Annotated in this window: 16 protein-coding genes and 1 riboswitch; of the genes, 11 read left to right on the top strand and 5 right to left on the bottom strand. The window is 41.7% G+C overall.

Going from position 1 to position 16,514, the window contains the following annotated elements; translation table 11 throughout:
• Positions 1 to 2 precede the first annotated feature (2 nt).
• Positions 3 to 125, top strand: a complete 123-nt coding sequence (locus ADM90_RS25330; RefSeq protein WP_268766615.1) for a hypothetical protein — start codon at positions 3 to 5, stop codon at positions 123 to 125.
• A 73-nt stretch (positions 126 to 198) separates the two neighbouring features.
• Complete coding sequence (locus tag ADM90_RS09700; protein ID WP_053994761.1) at positions 199 to 921, top strand: hypothetical protein; 723 nt, start codon at positions 199 to 201, stop codon at positions 919 to 921.
• A gap of 77 nt (positions 922 to 998) precedes the next feature.
• Here the strand turns inward: ADM90_RS09700 and ADM90_RS09705 are convergent, their stop codons facing one another.
• Complete coding sequence (locus ADM90_RS09705) at positions 999 to 2,936, bottom strand: elongation factor G (RefSeq protein WP_053994762.1); 1,938 nt, start codon at positions 2,934 to 2,936, stop codon at positions 999 to 1,001.
• Between the two features lie 153 nt (positions 2,937 to 3,089).
• Positions 3,090 to 3,278: riboswitch (cobalamin riboswitch) on the top strand.
• A 127-nt stretch (positions 3,279 to 3,405) separates the two neighbouring features.
• Here ADM90_RS09705 and ADM90_RS09710 point away from each other — a divergent pair.
• From ADM90_RS09710 to ADM90_RS09720, 3 genes are read left to right on the top strand one after another with little or no spacing between them, the layout of a single operon-like run.
• Entirely contained in the window at positions 3,406 to 4,401 is a 996-nt protein-coding gene (locus ADM90_RS09710; RefSeq protein WP_053994763.1) for an ABC transporter substrate-binding protein, read from the top strand.
• Between the two features lie 18 nt (positions 4,402 to 4,419).
• Positions 4,420 to 5,097: an NAD(P)/FAD-dependent oxidoreductase gene (locus ADM90_RS09715; protein ID WP_053994764.1), complete on the top strand. Its 678-nt coding sequence runs from the start codon at positions 4,420 to 4,422 to the stop codon at positions 5,095 to 5,097.
• A 46-nt stretch (positions 5,098 to 5,143) separates the two neighbouring features.
• The gene (locus ADM90_RS09720) at positions 5,144 to 7,132 is read left to right on the top strand and encodes a S9 family peptidase (RefSeq protein ID WP_053994765.1); all 1,989 of its coding nucleotides are present in this window, start codon (positions 5,144 to 5,146) and stop codon (positions 7,130 to 7,132) included.
• A 48-nt stretch (positions 7,133 to 7,180) separates the two neighbouring features.
• Here the strand turns inward: ADM90_RS09720 and ADM90_RS09725 are convergent, their stop codons facing one another.
• Both ADM90_RS09725 and ADM90_RS09730 read right to left on the bottom strand, forming a co-directional pair.
• Entirely contained in the window at positions 7,181 to 8,377 is a 1,197-nt protein-coding gene (locus tag ADM90_RS09725; protein WP_053994766.1) for a class I SAM-dependent rRNA methyltransferase, read from the bottom strand.
• A 62-nt stretch (positions 8,378 to 8,439) separates the two neighbouring features.
• Positions 8,440 to 9,357, bottom strand: a complete 918-nt coding sequence (locus ADM90_RS09730) for an alpha/beta hydrolase (protein WP_152927989.1) — start codon at positions 9,355 to 9,357, stop codon at positions 8,440 to 8,442.
• Positions 9,358 to 9,488: 131 nt separating this feature from the next.
• Here ADM90_RS09730 and ADM90_RS09735 point away from each other — a divergent pair, with 131 nt between their 5' ends.
• The gene (locus tag ADM90_RS09735; protein ID WP_053994768.1) at positions 9,489 to 9,971 is read left to right on the top strand and encodes a dihydrofolate reductase; all 483 of its coding nucleotides are present in this window, start codon (positions 9,489 to 9,491) and stop codon (positions 9,969 to 9,971) included.
• 35 nt (positions 9,972 to 10,006) lie between these two features.
• Here the strand turns inward: ADM90_RS09735 and trhA are convergent, their stop codons facing one another.
• Positions 10,007 to 10,642, bottom strand: coding sequence for a PAQR family membrane homeostasis protein TrhA (gene trhA, locus ADM90_RS09740; RefSeq protein ID WP_053994769.1), 636 nt, complete (start codon positions 10,640 to 10,642; stop codon positions 10,007 to 10,009).
• 232 nt (positions 10,643 to 10,874) lie between these two features.
• On the opposite strand from trhA, the gene ADM90_RS09745 reads away from it, so the two are divergent.
• The 5 genes from ADM90_RS09745 to msrB all read left to right on the top strand — a co-directional run bounded on the left by ADM90_RS09745 (position 10,875) and on the right by msrB (position 14,546).
• Complete coding sequence (locus ADM90_RS09745; RefSeq protein WP_053994770.1) at positions 10,875 to 11,717, top strand: DegV family protein; 843 nt, start codon at positions 10,875 to 10,877, stop codon at positions 11,715 to 11,717.
• A 352-nt stretch (positions 11,718 to 12,069) separates the two neighbouring features.
• On the top strand, positions 12,070 to 12,993 hold the full coding sequence (locus ADM90_RS09750; RefSeq protein WP_053994944.1) for a GDSL-type esterase/lipase family protein: 924 nt from the start codon (positions 12,070 to 12,072) through the stop codon (positions 12,991 to 12,993).
• 4 nt (positions 12,994 to 12,997) lie between these two features.
• A complete protein-coding gene (locus ADM90_RS09755; RefSeq protein ID WP_053994771.1) occupies positions 12,998 to 13,579 on the top strand; it encodes a YpmS family protein in 582 nt (193 codons plus the stop codon).
• A 12-nt stretch (positions 13,580 to 13,591) separates the two neighbouring features.
• Positions 13,592 to 14,125, top strand: a complete 534-nt coding sequence (gene msrA, locus ADM90_RS09760) for a peptide-methionine (S)-S-oxide reductase MsrA (protein ID WP_053994772.1) — start codon at positions 13,592 to 13,594, stop codon at positions 14,123 to 14,125.
• Positions 14,118 to 14,546 carry a peptide-methionine (R)-S-oxide reductase MsrB gene (gene msrB, locus ADM90_RS09765; protein WP_053994773.1) on the top strand — a complete coding sequence of 143 codons (429 nt, stop codon included), beginning with the start codon at positions 14,118 to 14,120 and terminating at the stop codon, positions 14,544 to 14,546. Before msrA ends, msrB begins: the two co-directional genes overlap by 8 nt.
• Before the next feature lie 69 nt (positions 14,547 to 14,615).
• Here msrB and ADM90_RS09770 read toward each other — a convergent pair whose 3' ends face one another.
• Entirely contained in the window at positions 14,616 to 16,454 is a 1,839-nt protein-coding gene (locus ADM90_RS09770; RefSeq protein ID WP_053994774.1) for a methyl-accepting chemotaxis protein, read from the bottom strand.
• Positions 16,455 to 16,514: the final 60 nt, after the last annotated feature.

The raw sequence follows: 16,514 nt of genomic DNA on the forward strand, positions 1-16,514 counted from the left end.
TGTTGACAAAACAGAATGCTCTGTTCGTCACAGTACGTCAAACGCCCAACGAAAATGAAAGTGTTCATCCTTGGACATATTCAATTTTAGATGAGGCTTATTTGGCATTGTGTGATGAAAGATGATAAAGTAAAGGATTTCCTCGACACGTAGGGAATCCTTTTTGTTTTGCAAATATGTACGCAAAGGGGATAAAAAATGAAGCATTATATGGATATAAAAATTTGTAAGCAGCCACGGACAGAGGTAGCTAAAAAGGCGAAAACACGAATGGCTGTGGAGTCGCTGATCGATCGATTATTAGCAACGAAGCTTATTCGCAATGACCGATTTTTTGAGCAAATTTTATATAATAAAGAAATTGTTTGGCTACAAAATGGCGAGGTGGATGGTCATCTTTTTGCAAAGGCAGCGCTAGCAGACCAGCTAAAAACAAAGACAAACGGCTTTATGATGTATATGCCGACAAATCCAATTGTTTATGAGGTGGATGGAGAGCTGTATCATTTACTGACACGTATTGATTCAACGCGTGCCAAGCCGAATCTTGCGCGCCTGTCGCAGGAGCCCAAGCCTGTGTTAAGTGCTGCTCGTGTTAATGATTTATTATGCTCGATTGTTATGCGCTTTTATGAAACCTATATGCATGATTTAGCGCCAATTCCTTATACGGAGCAATTAATGGCATTTGTGCAGCAGGAGTATACGCAATTTTTACAAGCTGTTCAAGCGTTAAATGATGTTCATTTCAATTGGCATCCTCGCGGCAACGGTCATAGCAAGCTATTGCAATTAATTGCAGACCTACAAATGATTAAAAGTCATCCAGGCAAGCTCTTAATTGATTTTGCCAATACGCATGACTATGTTGTCGTGAAGCCTGCTTATTTGCCAGCAAAGCCAGCTCAGCAAGCACTATAAGCCCAAGCCCTCCAAAATGCGGAGGGCTTATTTTCATAGTAAAGAGCGCAGAGGTGAAATCCCCGTAACCGCCCCCGCTACTGGCAGTGCATCGCTGCCTGTGCTTGGTCCCATGGTACAGAATAGCCCTTGCCTTTTGCACAAAAAATGCTAGAGGATGTATAGTCAGGATCAGCGTTTTTATCGTAGCCAATTTGTGCGATAACTTCCTCCGCATTATGGCAAATATCATAGCCATCAAATTGGAGTGTCAGGGCGCCTTTGCCATTTGTATAGGCAGCAAAAGTAGTGCTATAGCTCATAAAAGTGGCAACGGGCGCACGTCCAGTTAAAAGTACATCTGTCTCCGTTAAAATCGGGTCATTAAATGTGCCAGCCATTTGCTGAATATCTGTCATCATACGGCCGATAAAATCGTTGGAAGCCTTCATTTTAAAGCGATAGTACGGCTCCAGCAAAATATTGTGCGCTTGCTCTAGCCCTTGACGCAATGCTCGGAAGGTTGCCTCACGAAAATCGCCACCAGATGTATGTTCATTGTGCCCGCGACCTGTTAACAGCGTGAAATGAATATCTGTAACAGGAAAGCCCGTTAATAAGCCATGATGGTCCCGCTCAAATAAATGCTGTTCCACAAGGCGCTGGTTGCCTACTGATAAAGCATCTGCATGGCAGGCATTGCTAAAGGTATTGCCTGTGCCACGTGCATTGGGCTCCATTAATACATGCACCTCTGCATAATGCTTTAATGGCTCAAAATGTCCATAGCCTGTCACGGTATTTGCAATGGTCTCCATATATAAAATTTGTGGAGCGCCAAAGGACACCTCCAACGAGAAGCGCCTCATCAATACATCAATGAGCACCTCCAACTGAATAACGCCCATAATATGGACATGAATTTCTTGGAATTTTTCCTGCCAAACAACGCGTAAGGATGGCTCCTCGGCCTCCAGCAGACGAAAAATCTTTAGTACTTCCTTCATATGCTGATCGCCCTGATATTGAACCTTCGCCTGTAAAGTAGGCATCAGCTCATAAGGCTGTGTATACGCCGTACTGCCGATTTGATCGCCAATATTTGCAGCACTCAGCCCTTTAACAGCAAAAATTTCGCCAGCCTCCACCTGCTGAACCGTATCAAAGCGACTGCCATTATAAAGACGAATCTCCGTAATTTTTTCCGTAACCTCTCCAACTGTCAATTCATCCCGAATATGGAGTGACCCCTGCAAAGCTTTTAGAAAGGTTACACGCTGATGCCCGTCATGGCGAATTTTAAAAACCTCTCCTTGAAACGATGCATTCTGTTTAAAGTAAGTTACGGTTAATAGTGGAAGCTGTGCCAATAATTCCTGAATGCCTATATCCTTTAAGGCAGAGCCTGTAAAGCATGGAAAGGCACGCTCGTCTTTGATCATCGCCTGTAGCTGTGCAAGGCATTGCTCAGGATCCAATGTTTCCTGTAAAAAGGCATCCAGTAACTGCTCATCACGCTCAGCAAGCCATTCCATTATGCTGCTCGATACATAATCAGCTTGCAACGGTTCATCCACTAAGAGAATATGCTCAGAGCAATCCTTACGAAGCTGTGCCATTACTGCCGCTACATCTGCACCTTCACGGTCGATTTTATTGATAAAAAAGAAGGTTGGCACATGGTACTTGCGCAGGAGCTGCCAGACGGTTTCGGTATGTCCCTGCATGCCTTCCACTGCGCTCACAATAATAATGGCATAATCCATGACGCGAATAGCACGCTCCATTTCAGGGGAAAAATCGACATGCCCCGGTGTATCAATCAGTGTATACGTATCCTCGCCTAGCATGAAGCGACCTTGCTCAGCAAATATCGTAATACCGCGCTGTCGCTCCAGCTCATGATTATCTAAAAAGGTGTCCTGATGATCGACACGTCCTCGTGCCTGAATACTCTTTGTATGAAAGAGCACTTGCTCAGAAAAGGAAGTTTTCCCAGCATCCACATGTGCAAGCACGCCGATTGTTTTATACATCTTAAATCCTCGTTTCCATTGCTTTTTTCGTTTTGTAATCAAATACTATCATAAATATTCGGCCTTTATGTCAAAATAGTGCTAAGATAAGTATGATTATTGATTTATGCATTGCCATAAAAATATTCTTCTGCTAGTCTATCAATAGTATGAATAATCATAAAACATATTGGTGCAAATAGCATTTGTTATTTGCTTAAAAGGGAAATCGGTGCAATTCCGATGCTGTCCCGCAACTGTAAATGGGGAGTCTATACAATATGCCACTGTAGCGTCATGCTACGGGAAGGCGTATAGATGATGAACCTAAGCCAGGAGACCTGCCAGTATAGATGGATGAACTACGAACCACGAGGATGGGGATAGTGATAAAGGTTGACGAACCATTTTTTCACTATGCTACCCTCTTGGTGACAAGAGGGTTTTTTTATGCCTTCTTGCTATTTTGATAATAAAGGAGAACAGGAACATGAAAAAATGGAAAAATAGTTGGCTTGTGCTCATCATTGCCCTTGTAGCGATGTTAGCCGCATGTAATGCCAACGATAAATCGGAGTCAGCAGAGCAGGAAGAAAAGACGGAGCCAGCTGAAACAGCTGCAACGGAAGTCGTAATCGACAATAATGATACAACGCAAACCTATACAGAAGCACCAACAAAAGCGATTAGTTTAAATCAACATGTGACAGAAATTATGCTAGCGTTAGGCTTAGAGGATTCAATGGTAGGTACGGCTTACTTAGATGATAAAATTTATGAGCCATTGCAAGCGGCATACGAGAAAGTGCCTGTTCTATCAGACCAATACCCAACAAAGGAGCAGGTCATTGATGCAGAGGCAGACTTTTTATATGGTGGCTGGAAAAGTGCCTTTGGTGAAAAGGGAGTGGGCACACCTGAGGAGCTAGAGGAGCTAGGCATTCATACGTATTTACATACCTCTTCGAATATGACAAAGCCAACATTGGAGGATATTTTCACAGATATTCGCAATGTAGCAAAGATTTTCCGTGTGGAAGAGCGCGGAGAGGCATTCATTGAGCAAATGACGAAGGATGTAGATGCGATTCGTGCGAAATTACCACAGGATGGCGAAGATTTACGTGTTTTAGTATTTGATAGTGGTGAAAAGGATGTGTTCACGGCTGGTCAAAACTTTATGAATGAGCTTGTAACCATTGCTGGCGGGCAAAATGTTTTTGGTGATGTGGAATCAGGCTGGACAACTGTATCGAAGGAGGATGCCGTAGATCGCAATCCTGAGGTTGTTGTTGTTATTGATTATGGTGAAACAACAGCCCAACAAAAAATAGACTTCTTAAAAAACGATCCTGCATTAAAGGAAATGGAGGCCGTTAAAAATGATCGTTTCGTGATCCTACCACTATCAGCAGCGTCTGAGGGGGTACGTGCAGCAGAGGCGTTTGAAATTTTAGCAAAAGGCTTCTATCCTGATAATTTTTAAGAAGGAGCCATTATATAGATGAATGCATTTCAGAAAAATATACCTGATCAAACCTTTGAAACTTTAAATCGTCAAGGTGATTTTACACGATTGGTTATTAGCCCAGGCATTATTAATAAGCATTATACACCTGCACAATTTCAAACGATTGCAGAAGTTGTAGGGGAGCGGGGCGCGATTAAGTATTCGGCCTCCTATAGCCTATTATTAGCTATTCCAACAAGCGATGTTAAGGAAGCCATTTATACATTGCAGCAGGCAGGGCTTTATATAATGTCTTCAGGGGCAATTATAGCGATGAAGGCCTGTGATTTTTGCGATGGCGAGAAAATGGAGGCAGCGCCAATCACAGAGCAGCTTTATCATACATTGGAGGGCGTAACAGTACCTGCAAGAGTGCGCGTCAATATCAATGGCTGTGCATCTGCCTGCTATAATGCGGTCTATGATGATATTGGACTTGTTTATCAACAGGATAGCTTTGATGTCTATTTAGGCGCAGTGCCAATGGGCGCCAAGGCACAGGCTGGTACATTATTTGCCAAAAGGGTAGCGGTAGCCAAGATTGAAGTGTTTGTACAGCATATTATTCAGCTTTACCAGACATATGCACGTCCAAACGAGCCTTTTTATAAATTTTACCGGCGAACAAAGTCGGACGATTTTTGGCAGCGCCTAAGCAGGAATAATCATTAGTGTGTCGAAATATTATAAGTGAATCTTATAATAAAGGGGCAAAAAGATGACAGCAAAACAAGGCATTCAACCACAGGACCTATACCACTTAAAATCGGTCTCTGACCCACAGCTATCACCTGATGGTACAGAGATTGTCTATATAGCAACGTCTATGGATGAGAAGAAAAACGATTATGTATCTCACTTATACTATCTCAACCTACAAGATAAACAGCCTCAGCAATGGACATTTGGCGAGGCAAAAACAAGCGCGCCTCAATGGTCACCAGATGGCAGTAAAATTGCATTTGTCTCCACCAGAACAGGCAAGCCACAAATTTTTGTATTGGCAAAGGCAGGTGGGGAGGCAAAGCAAGTAACCCATTGTAAAAATGGGGCAACCTCACCTGTATGGTCGCCCTGTGGCAAAAAAATTGCGTTTTCCTTGAAGCTTGGTCAGGAGGATAGCATTTATGCTCAACCTGAAGAGCCTACAACAGGGGACAAGGAACTAAAGCCACTGGAAGTTAACGATATGAAGTATAAGTCAGATGCAGGGGGCTTGTTGGATATGGAGCAATTTACCCATATTGCCGTTGTCTATCTCGAAACAGGTGAATTAGAGCAACTGACAGCGGGGAGTCATCATTTTCACCTTGGTGCCTGGTCACCAAATGGACAATACCTTGCGTACACAGCCGATTTAGCGGAGGATCCAGATCTTTCATTTACCAATGATCTTTATTTATTGGATGTCGCGACAAAACAGAGTCGTCAGCTAACAGCGGGGATAGGCATGTTTTATCAAATTTCATGGTCGCCAAATAGCCGCTTTCTGACCTTTCTTGGTAGTAGACGTGAATTTCAAAATGCTACCCAAGCAAAGCTATGGTTATATGATGTAGCGCAACAACAGCTAATATGTGCGACAAGTGATTTTGACGCACATATTGGTGATTGTATGATTGGTGATTTTCTGCAAGGCGTTGTAGCTCCACGTGTGCAATGGCTGGCAGATAATGAAAGCTTTTATTTCCAAGTGACAGACCAAGGCAGCACAGCGATTTATTTTGGCAATCTTGCAGGTGAATTATATCCAGCAATTTTGGATGACCAGTATGTTTATGGCTTTTCGTTGGATGCTAAGCGTGATAAAGCCATTGTGGCCATTAGCACGCCAACAAATCCTGGCGATTTATTTTATATAAATTTACAAACAGGGGAAAAAGAGCAGCTTACGGCCGTGAATCAGGAATTTTTACAAACAAGAGCCTTAGCTGTGCCTGAAGCGATTGAATTTAAAGGGGCAGAGGGCTGGCGTGTTCATGGCTGGATGATGAAGCCGATTGACTATCAAGAGGGCAATAAATATCCACTTATTCTGGAAATTCATGGCGGACCACATGCAATGTATGGCAATAGCTATTTTAATGAATTTCAGATTTTAGCTGCGCAGGGCTTTGTCGTTTTATATACAAATCCCCGTGGCAGTCATGGCTATGGGCAAACATTTGTTGATGCAGTGCGTGGTGATTATGGTGGCAATGATTATCGGGACTTAATGGCAGCGGTAGATTACGCGCTAGCGCATGTTGATTTTATTGATCAGGTTCGTCTTGGCGTGACAGGTGGTAGCTATGGCGGCTTTATGACGAACTGGATTGTTGGGCATACAAAGCGTTTTAAAGCTGCTGTTACACAACGTTCAATTGCGAACTGGATTAGCTTTTATGGTGTGAGTGATATCGGCTATTATTTTACAGACTGGCAAATTTTTGCGGGGCTAGAGGATATTGATAAGCTATGGCATCACTCACCATTGAAGTATGTAAATAATATAGAAACACCATTGTTGATTTTACATGCGGAAAACGATTATCGTTGTCCAATTGAGCAGGCAGAGCAATTATTTATCGCCTTAAAGCAGCGTAAAAAAGAGACCAAATTTATCCGTTTCCCAGCCTCTAATCATGAGCTTTCGAGGAGCGGCAAACCATCTTTAAGAATCCAGCGCCTTACGTATATCCGTGATTGGTTTAAGGATTATTTATAAGCAAAAAGGACGTGTTTCCAATAGCTTTTGAAACACGTCCTTTTCCAATTAGCTTAACTTTTTAATAAAAACAACCTTTAAGTAATTAAATTCAGGGTATTCACGCAGGACACGGAAATCCTTTGGTAAACTATGCTCTTCCATTATTTTGTAGCGTGTATTCGTCGCTTGAAAGGCTTGGTCAATAAAGCCTTTAAACTTTTTCATACCAAAGCTAGCATTGTTGGTTGAGGCAACAATAATGCCGTTTTTTGCTGTAATGGCAATGGCATCCTTGAGTAATTTAGGATAGTCCTTTGCTGTTGAAAACGTCATTTGCTTTGTACGGGCAAAGCTTGGTGGGTCCAAGACAACAAGATCAAATTTTAGCTCGTGGCGCTGCGCATATTTAAAATAATGAAAAACATCCATCACCTTAATAGCCTGTGCCTCATAGTCAATATCGTTCACACTAAATTGCTCAATTGTTTTCGCTAAACTGCGCTTCGCTACATCGACACTCGTTGTTTTAAGCGCGCCTCCAAGTGCCGCTGCTACTGAAAATGCACCTGTATAGGAGAAGGTATTCAGCATATTTGTCTGGTTTGCATAGCGCTCACGAATCGCCAATCGAACATCACGTTGATCAAGGAAAATACCTGTCATGGCCCCATCGTTTAAATGCACGGCATAGGTCATACCATTTTCCTTCACCATGATTGGAAATTCGCCTGGTGTACCCATGACAAAATCATCCTGCTCCATATACTGCCCTTTGCCATCAAAGCGCTTTTTCTCATAAATCGCCTCGTAGTGAACCGTTTCAGCCAATGCCGCATAGACCGCTTCTTTAAAGCAATAAATACCCTCGCTATACCAGCTCACCATATAATAGCCATTAAAAAAGTCAATCGTTAGACCACCAATACCATCCCCTTCGCCATTAAACACACGAAAGGCTGTTGTGCTCGGATTGTTAAAAAAAGCTTCACGATTCTCGATAGCCTTTTTAAATTTTTTGCTAAAAAAAGCTTGATCAATCGCTTCATTAGCATCTGTTGTTAGCACCCAGCCGATGCCTTTATTTTGGATACCATAGTACCCTGTCCCAATAAAGCGCTGATGCTGGTCAACTAGCCTTAGCAATGTCCCTTGCTGCGCTGGGAGCTGGCGTGCATCCACGGCATCCTTTGGAAGAAGCGGGTAGCCCTTTTTTAATGAATTAGCAAAGGGCTGTTTAAGTTGTAAAGTTACTATTTGTGTCATCATGTCATCCTTTAAAAACCGTTTTTCCTTATTATCGCATTGTTTGAGCAGGATGGCTAAAGTTATTTCAGAAACTGTGCAATTTTTTCAACTGTGTCAATTGTCGCTTCCTCAAAATAAGTCATTTTACTAAAATAGCTATGGATTAAGCCATGCATCGTGATATGCTCAACAGCAACGCCTGCTTGTGTCAGCTTTTGTGCGTAGGCCTGACCTTCATCGTAGAGTACATCGGCATCTGCAGCGATAATCATCGTTTTTGGAAAAACACTCGCATCCTCTATTAACAGAGGGGAAATAAACGGATTTGTAAAGTTTTGCTCATCTGTATAATGATGGGCAAACCATTCCATCCCTTGCTTATCCAAACCATAGTTTTCACCATAGGCAGTATAAGAAGCTGTGGAAAAATCCACATGGACAACAGGATAAATAAGTGCCTGTGCATGGATAGCTGGCCCATTTAATGTAGCCGCTAAATAAGTGACAACCGTTGCCAGGTTACCACCAGCACTATCGCCAGCAATCGTGATCTTCGTAGCATCACCACCCAATGCCTCTAACTGCTCCTGCACCCATAATAAGCTATCATAGGCATCATAAAGCGGGATTGGGAAGGGATACTCGGGTGCTAGACGATAATCGACTGATACAACAATTGCCTGTGCTTTATCGGCTAGTAATTGACAACCTGCATCGACAGAGTCCAAATTACCATAAACCCAGCCGCCACCGTGGTAAAACACAATCACAGGTAGCTTTTTGCCGACAACAGGCGTATAAATACGTACAGGAATTTGTGCGCCATCTCGTACAGGAATATATTTATCTTCAATTGCTGCAAGCTGTGGCTTCTGAGCGGATTGCCACGGTGCAACACTGCGCATCGCTCTTGCTTGCTGTGGGGAACATATATAATAAGGTGTATCCGTATGATTTGCTTGAATGAATTGAACTGCTTCATCTCTTAATTTTGTCAAGGTCATCCGTCCTTTATTTCCATTGTTTGTTTCTATTATAAACTAATATTATAAAAATACTAGGATTTAAGGTAAAAAAATTTTAGTATCATGCAAAAATAGGGTTATAATAGAGTGACTGGAGGGATAAAATGATTTCTTTAATTGTAGCGCACGACGACCATTATGTAATTGGCTATAACAATGGTATGCCATGGCATTTACCTGGTGATTTGCAATATTTTAAACATAAAACGATGGGCAAGCCAATGATTATGGGGCGCAAAACATTTGAATCTATTGGACGTCCACTGCCTGGCCGACGCAATATTGTTATTACGCGCGATCCAAACTACTCGGCAGAGGGCATTGAAACGGTGACGGGCTTAGAGGATGCTCTGGCACTTGCTGGAGATGTGCCTGAAATTATGATTATTGGTGGTGAGCAAATTTTCCGTCTGTCGATGGCTATGGCTGATCGCTTGTACATTACCAAAATCAATCATTCGTTTCAGGGGGATACCTATTTCCCAAAATACGAGCAGGATTTTGTACAAGTATCATCAGAAGCACCTGAAACAGCACCAGACGGCTATACATTCCAGTATCAAATTTTTGAACGAAAAGCCACATAAAAGCACGGTGTTCACACGCACCGTGCTTTTCCATATTATAAGTAAAAATACACACAGCCATACATCGAGGCACAGCCAGCTAGAACAAAGAGATGCCAAATTGCATGATTATAGGGGAGGGAGCGCCATGCATAAAAAATCGCGCCAATTGTATAAAATAGCCCACCTGCTAGCAGTAAGGCAAAGCCATGAAAGCCTAAGTATACATAAACAGGCTTAATGGCAAAAATAATTAACCAGCCCATCCCGATATAAAAAATTAATGAGAGCATTTCAAAACGCTCAATAAAGAAGCATTTAAAAAGCACTCCAAGTATTGCCAATGTCCAAATAATACAAAGCAATGTTAAGCCTACTGCGCCACCAACAGCGATTAATAAAAATGGCGTATACGTACCAGCAATTAAAATATAAATGGATGAGTGGTCAAGAATGGCGAAAAAACGCTTATACTTTTCTGGCATGCTATGCAGCAATGTCGACATTAAAAATAAAATAATCACCGAAGCGCCAAAAATACTAAAAGTTGTTACATGTAGGGCATTTCCTGTTTGCACGGCTGCTATTAGTAAGACCACCAATGCTGGAATGCTGATAATAAAGCCAATACCGTGTGTAATGGCATTCCATAGCTCTTCCTTCCATGATTTATAGTCAAATGAATCCACCATTTGAAACACTCCTTTCGTTGATATATTTACTATACCCCGATAACATCTAAACAACCATTTACATTTGTCATATCTTTTCTATCCAAAATGTCATATGCCTTGATGGGCTTTTATTGTTGCCACTTTAAGAGAGCGCTTACAATAAGACTTGGCTTAATGACAAATGTCATGTTTACATAATGATTCATTCATCTATATAATAAATGCTAATGAAGTAAAAGGATGTGTCGAAGTGGGACGAATTCATATAGTAACGGACTCAACTTGTGATTTAACAAAAGAAGAGGTAGCACAGCATGGTATACATATTGTGCCTTTAACCATTCAAATTGATGGGAACACGTATATAGATGGGGTAGATTTGGAGCCACAGTCTTTTTTAGGACTAATGAAAAATGCGAAAAATTTACCAAAAAGCTCGCAGCCAGCGCCAGGGAAATTTAAGGAATTATACGATGAGCTAGGAAAAGATGGTGATCACATTCTTTCCATTCATATGACGGGCGGCATGAGCGGCACGGTTGAATCTGCACGTCAGGCGGCACAAATGACGGATGCCCATGTTACGGTGATTGACTCCCGTTTTATTGCTATAGGTCTTGCTATCCAGCTTCGAGAGGCTATTAAGATGCGTGATGCAGGCGCAACGGTAGAGGATATCGTAGCACGGCTTGACAAGGTACGTGCCAACACACATTTGTATGTAATTGTGGATACGCTGGAAAACCTTATTAAAGGTGGTCGAATCGGTAAGGGAACAGGCTTTATCGGCTCATTGCTTAATATTAAAGTGATTGCTAATTTAGAGGGTGGCGTTTACAATCCTGTGTCAAAGGTGCGTAGTCATAAGCAAGTGGTGAATTATTTATTTAAACAATTCCAAGCAGATACGGCTAGCAAAACCGTGAAGACGGTAGGTATTTCACATGCAGATGGACTTGCAACGATGGGCAATCCATTAAAAGAGCTGGTTGAGGGAACAGGCTTTCAGGATGTCGAAATCGCCTTTACCTCTCCAATTATTTCAACCCACACAGGGCCAGGAGCCATTGGGTTTATTTACTACGCAGAATAATAGACAGAAGCTACTACATTTGTGAGTGTAGTGGCTTTTTTTGTATAGTGAAAATTAGGCGAAGTTCTGACAAAAATTATTGTATTGATCACTTACGGCAAGGAAATGAACGAAGTCCCAATAGATTGATCACTCTCGGCAAGGAAATGAGCGAAGTTCCCATAGAATTGATCACTTTCGGCAAGGAAATGAGCGAAATCCTCACAGAATTGATCACTTCCACACAAAATGGAGCGAACTGCTATAGAATCCATCAAAATTATCAAGAACAAAAGGGAAGTCACTTTCCATTGCGGTATGAACTATTCTATAATAGAAGTAATAGAAAGAGATGGAAGGTGGTCAAATCGGCATGTGGCGATTTATATTGTCATGTTTGACCGTCTTTGTACTAAGTGGTTGTGCAATATCAATCGATGAACCGAATCCGCAAGCAGAGCCAGATGGTGAGCAGGCAGAGACGGAGCAAGAGATGACGCAGGATGAGCAACAAACAAAGGACGAGGAAAAAACCTCTAAGAATATGTTGACGCAAATTTTTGAACATTTTTTTGAGCCATCAGCAGAGGATTTATCGCAAATTGATGAAGAAAACGCAAAGCAACTACATTACTTGGCACTAGGCGATTCATTAACAGCCGGTGTTGGTGATGAGTATAGTCAAGACGGTTATGTGGGAAGATTAGCAGATTCATTGTTAACATGGCCCTCTGTAGCAGAGGTAGAGATCGATAATCGTGGAAAACGTGGTAGACGCAGTGATCAGCTACTAAAATTAGTGAAAAAGGGGCATTATAATGAAGAGCTGCAACAGGCACAGCTCGTTTCACTAACAATGGGCGGCAATGATGTAATGAAAGTTGTTAAGCAGGATCTATTTAATTTAAAGCGCGATGCTTTTGACAAAGAATTGCTTGATTACAAGGAGCGCTACAGGAAAATTATTGAAGGGATTCGCGCAAAAAACCCAACGGTGCCCCTATTGCTCATTGGCTTTTACAATCCATTCTCCATTGTTACAAATGAGGTCAATGAATTTGATACAATTATTACGGAATGGAATAAGGTGATTGAGGAAGTAGCAAGCGAGGATTCCAATGCCTGCTATATTTCAGTGGAGGATTTATTTGATTCAAATGAAGAGCTCGTTTATCATACAGACTTTTTCCACCCAAATGCAAAGGGCTATGACAAAATGACAGAGCGTATACTCGTAACAATGGAGCAGTGTGAGATGGAAAAAAAGATTAACAAAGCAATAGGCTTCGAGGAGTGACAAAATGAATAAATGGAAGATCGCATTTTTTGCCTTAGCGGGCACCGTGCTTTTTGCAATCCTCCTCGTTGTTTTTTTAGCAACTAGACCAGTAGATGGTGTCAATGTCGCAAAGAATACAGTAGGTAAAAGTGAAGGCAAAGAGAATGTTCTCGTTGTGCAAACGACAGCACAAGAATTAGAATCAATATCAAAAAAATATTTAAAGGATGCAGTAGAGGGCTCACCCTTACCAATTGATTATACAATCGGAAACGATATTCAATTAAAAAGCACGCTCACTGTATTTTATACAGAAATTCCAATTTCGATGAATTTTGATCCGATCGTAGATGACAGTGGTAATATTATTTTAAAGCAAACTGGTATGAATGTGGGGCTACTCAATATTCCACCCGAAACAACGATGAAAATTATGCGTGATTCGGTGGAATTCCCCTCATGGATTACGGTCAATCCCAATAAAGCGGAAATCTATATTGATTTATCGCGTATTAATATTGCATCGGGCTCGCGTGTTCGTGCAAAGGAATTGGATTTAGCCAATAATAAAATTTTATTAGAAATTATTGTACCTGGTGAATAAGGAGTGAAAGCTATGGTAAGGCAATATGCAACATTTGCAGGTGGCTGTTTTTGGTGCATGGTCAAGCCCTTTGATGAAACACCTGGCATCGAATCTGTCATATCGGGCTATACAGGAGGACATGTTGAAAATCCCACATATGAACAAGTATGTGCGGAAACGACTGGGCATGTGGAAGCCGTACAAATCATCTTCAATGATGAGCTTTATAGCTACGAGCAATTACTTGCAACCTATTGGACATTAATTGATCCAACAGATGCTGGTGGTCAATTTTATGATCGTGGACAATCCTATACAACGGCGATTTTTTATCATAATGAAGAACAACGTGAGTTAGCTGAACGCTCTAAGGCAGATTTAGAGGCCTCTGGTAAATTTGATAAGCCGATTATGGTAAAAATCTTACCAGCTAGCACGTTTTATCCAGCTGAAGATTATCATCAACATTATTATAAGAAAAATCCAATGCACTATGAGCGCTATTCGATTGGATCAGGTCGCAGAGCGTTTCAGGAGCATCACTGGGGGAATAAACATGAATAAAGAACAGCGTTTAAAAGAATTAACTGAAATGCAATATTATGTGACACAGGAAAATGGGACAGAGCCACCATTTCGCAATGAATATGATGACCATTTTGAAGAGGGCATTTATGTAGATATTGTATCTGGAAAGCCATTATTTAGTTCATTGGATAAATTCAATTCAGGCTGTGGCTGGCCTGCTTTTGCCAAGCCGATTGAAAAAGAGGAAGTAACAGAGCATTTTGATACATCCCACGGTATGCGTCGTGTGGAGGTACGCAGTAAAGAGGCGGACTCTCATTTAGGTCATGTCTTTCCAGACGGGCCAAATGAGCTAGGTGGCATGCGTTATTGTATTAACTCAGCAGCACTACGCTTTATCGCAAAAGAAGACTTAGAAAAAGAAGGCTACAGCGATTATTTAGCATTATTTAAATAAAAAAATCCTAGCAAAGTGTACCCTTTGCTAGGATTTTTATGTTGTTAGCCTTTCATGTGTATGGATGAGCTATACTTTAAACGCACTTACAAGGTTACGTAGACTATCTGCTTGTTGAGCAAGCTCTGTAGCGGCTGCATTGATTTCCTGCATGGATGCAGAGCCCTGTGTTGCCGCTGCCGCAGAGGTCACCGTGTTAGCTGCTGATTGCTCGGCATATGCATTGACATGGACGAAATCATTAGCCACAGCATTACTATAGTCAATGGTTGTGCCAATTTGCGCAACCATTGCAGCAATAATCGCTGTTGTTTCCTGTGTATGTGCTAAAATATTTTCCAATGATTGGTTGGTTTCATTGGTTACCTCCACGCCTCGGATAACCGATGTAACACCCTCATGATTTTGCGCAATAATAGAGGTCACTTCCTCTTGAATAGAGGTCACAATCCCTGTGACTTCTTTTGCTGCACTTTGTGATTGCTCAGCCAGCTTCCGCACCTCATCCGCTACAACGGCAAAGCCCCGTCCATGCTCGCCAGCGCGTGCCGCTTCAATGGCTGCATTTAAGGCAAGGAGATTGGTTTGCTCAGCAATCGCTGTAATCGTGCCAATAATGGAGGTAATATCGGCTGATTTACGACCTAATGCCTCAACAGTGGAGGTTGTGGATGCCATTGTTTCTTCAATCGACTGCATGACAAGCGAGGATTGTTCAACAGAATGACTCCCCTCATCAGCGGCTTGTTGCATCGCGAGTGAGGCACGTTGCACAGCGCTAGCCTGTTCATTTAATTGATGCATAGAGTGCTCAAGGTCGCTCATTTTTTGCTGTGCACTATTCATGCTGGCAATCGTCTGATCACTATCGCTCGCAATATCAGCCGTGGCATCTGCAATATCTTGAATAGTACGTGCATTTTCATCAGCTAAGGACATCAGCTCTTGGCTACTGCTGGATACGTGATCAGCCAGCTCACTAACACGTCTGATTAAGTTAGAAATCGACTCGATTAATGTATTAGTGGAAGCGGCAATAATCGAAAATTCATCGCGATTTTGTACTTTTACACGCCTTGTTAAATCGCCTCCAGCCTGTGCAATATCGAGAATCGAATCATTAATGACCCGTGTATTACGCTTTAGTGATTTAAAGAGCATATAACCAAAAATCACAATCGCTAAAAAGCCAATAACGGATACGAGAAAGAATGTGACAATGGACAGATTAACCTGTTGATTGAGCTTGTCCAATTTTGTTTTATTGGACGCATCCATCACATTATTAATCGCCACAATATTACTATCAATATGCGTTTTCATGGTTTCCCCAGCAGCACCCATTATTAATTTACGCGCCTGCTCAAGCCCTAATTCATCACGCATGGTCATTACTTTTTTGGAATAATCCAGATAATTTTTAAAATATTGCTCAATGGCCTGCATATGACTAAGCTCTGTTTGCCGATCCTCAAACTGCTTTTTTAATGATGTGAGTTCTTTCTGAATGGTGTCCGTTTTCATATGATAGGAGGTAAAATAATTGCCATCCCCTGTAATTAAATAGGTTTGCTCTAAATTGGTTAGTCGTGCAATCTCATATGCCAGCTTATTAACAGTTAACTGCTCCTGCACATTTCTCTTGGTGAAATCCTCCATTTGCTGCTGTAGGTTTTGGATATTGGCATACGATAACACCCCCATAATGCCGTTAATGACAATAAGCAGTGCAAACATGAGGAGCACCTTGCCCCGAATTAAATGATAAAAACGTTGCTGCTTTTCTTTAATAGGAGGGGAATTAGTCCCGCTTTCCTCTTTTATTGCTTCCTTCTTATTAAAAAAACGAAAAGCAGAGAGAGACGGGCGCTGTTTCGCTGTGTTAGGGTCTTTTCTAGTCTTTTTCATCGCCATCACCTTCCTATTTTTTTAACCATCGATTTCAATTTTATCTTATTTTAGTAGATA

The sequence above is a fragment of the Lysinibacillus macroides genome, assembly GCF_001281525.1.
In the GTDB taxonomy this organism is placed as follows: Bacteria; Bacillota; Bacilli; order Bacillales_A; family Planococcaceae; genus Lysinibacillus; species Lysinibacillus macroides.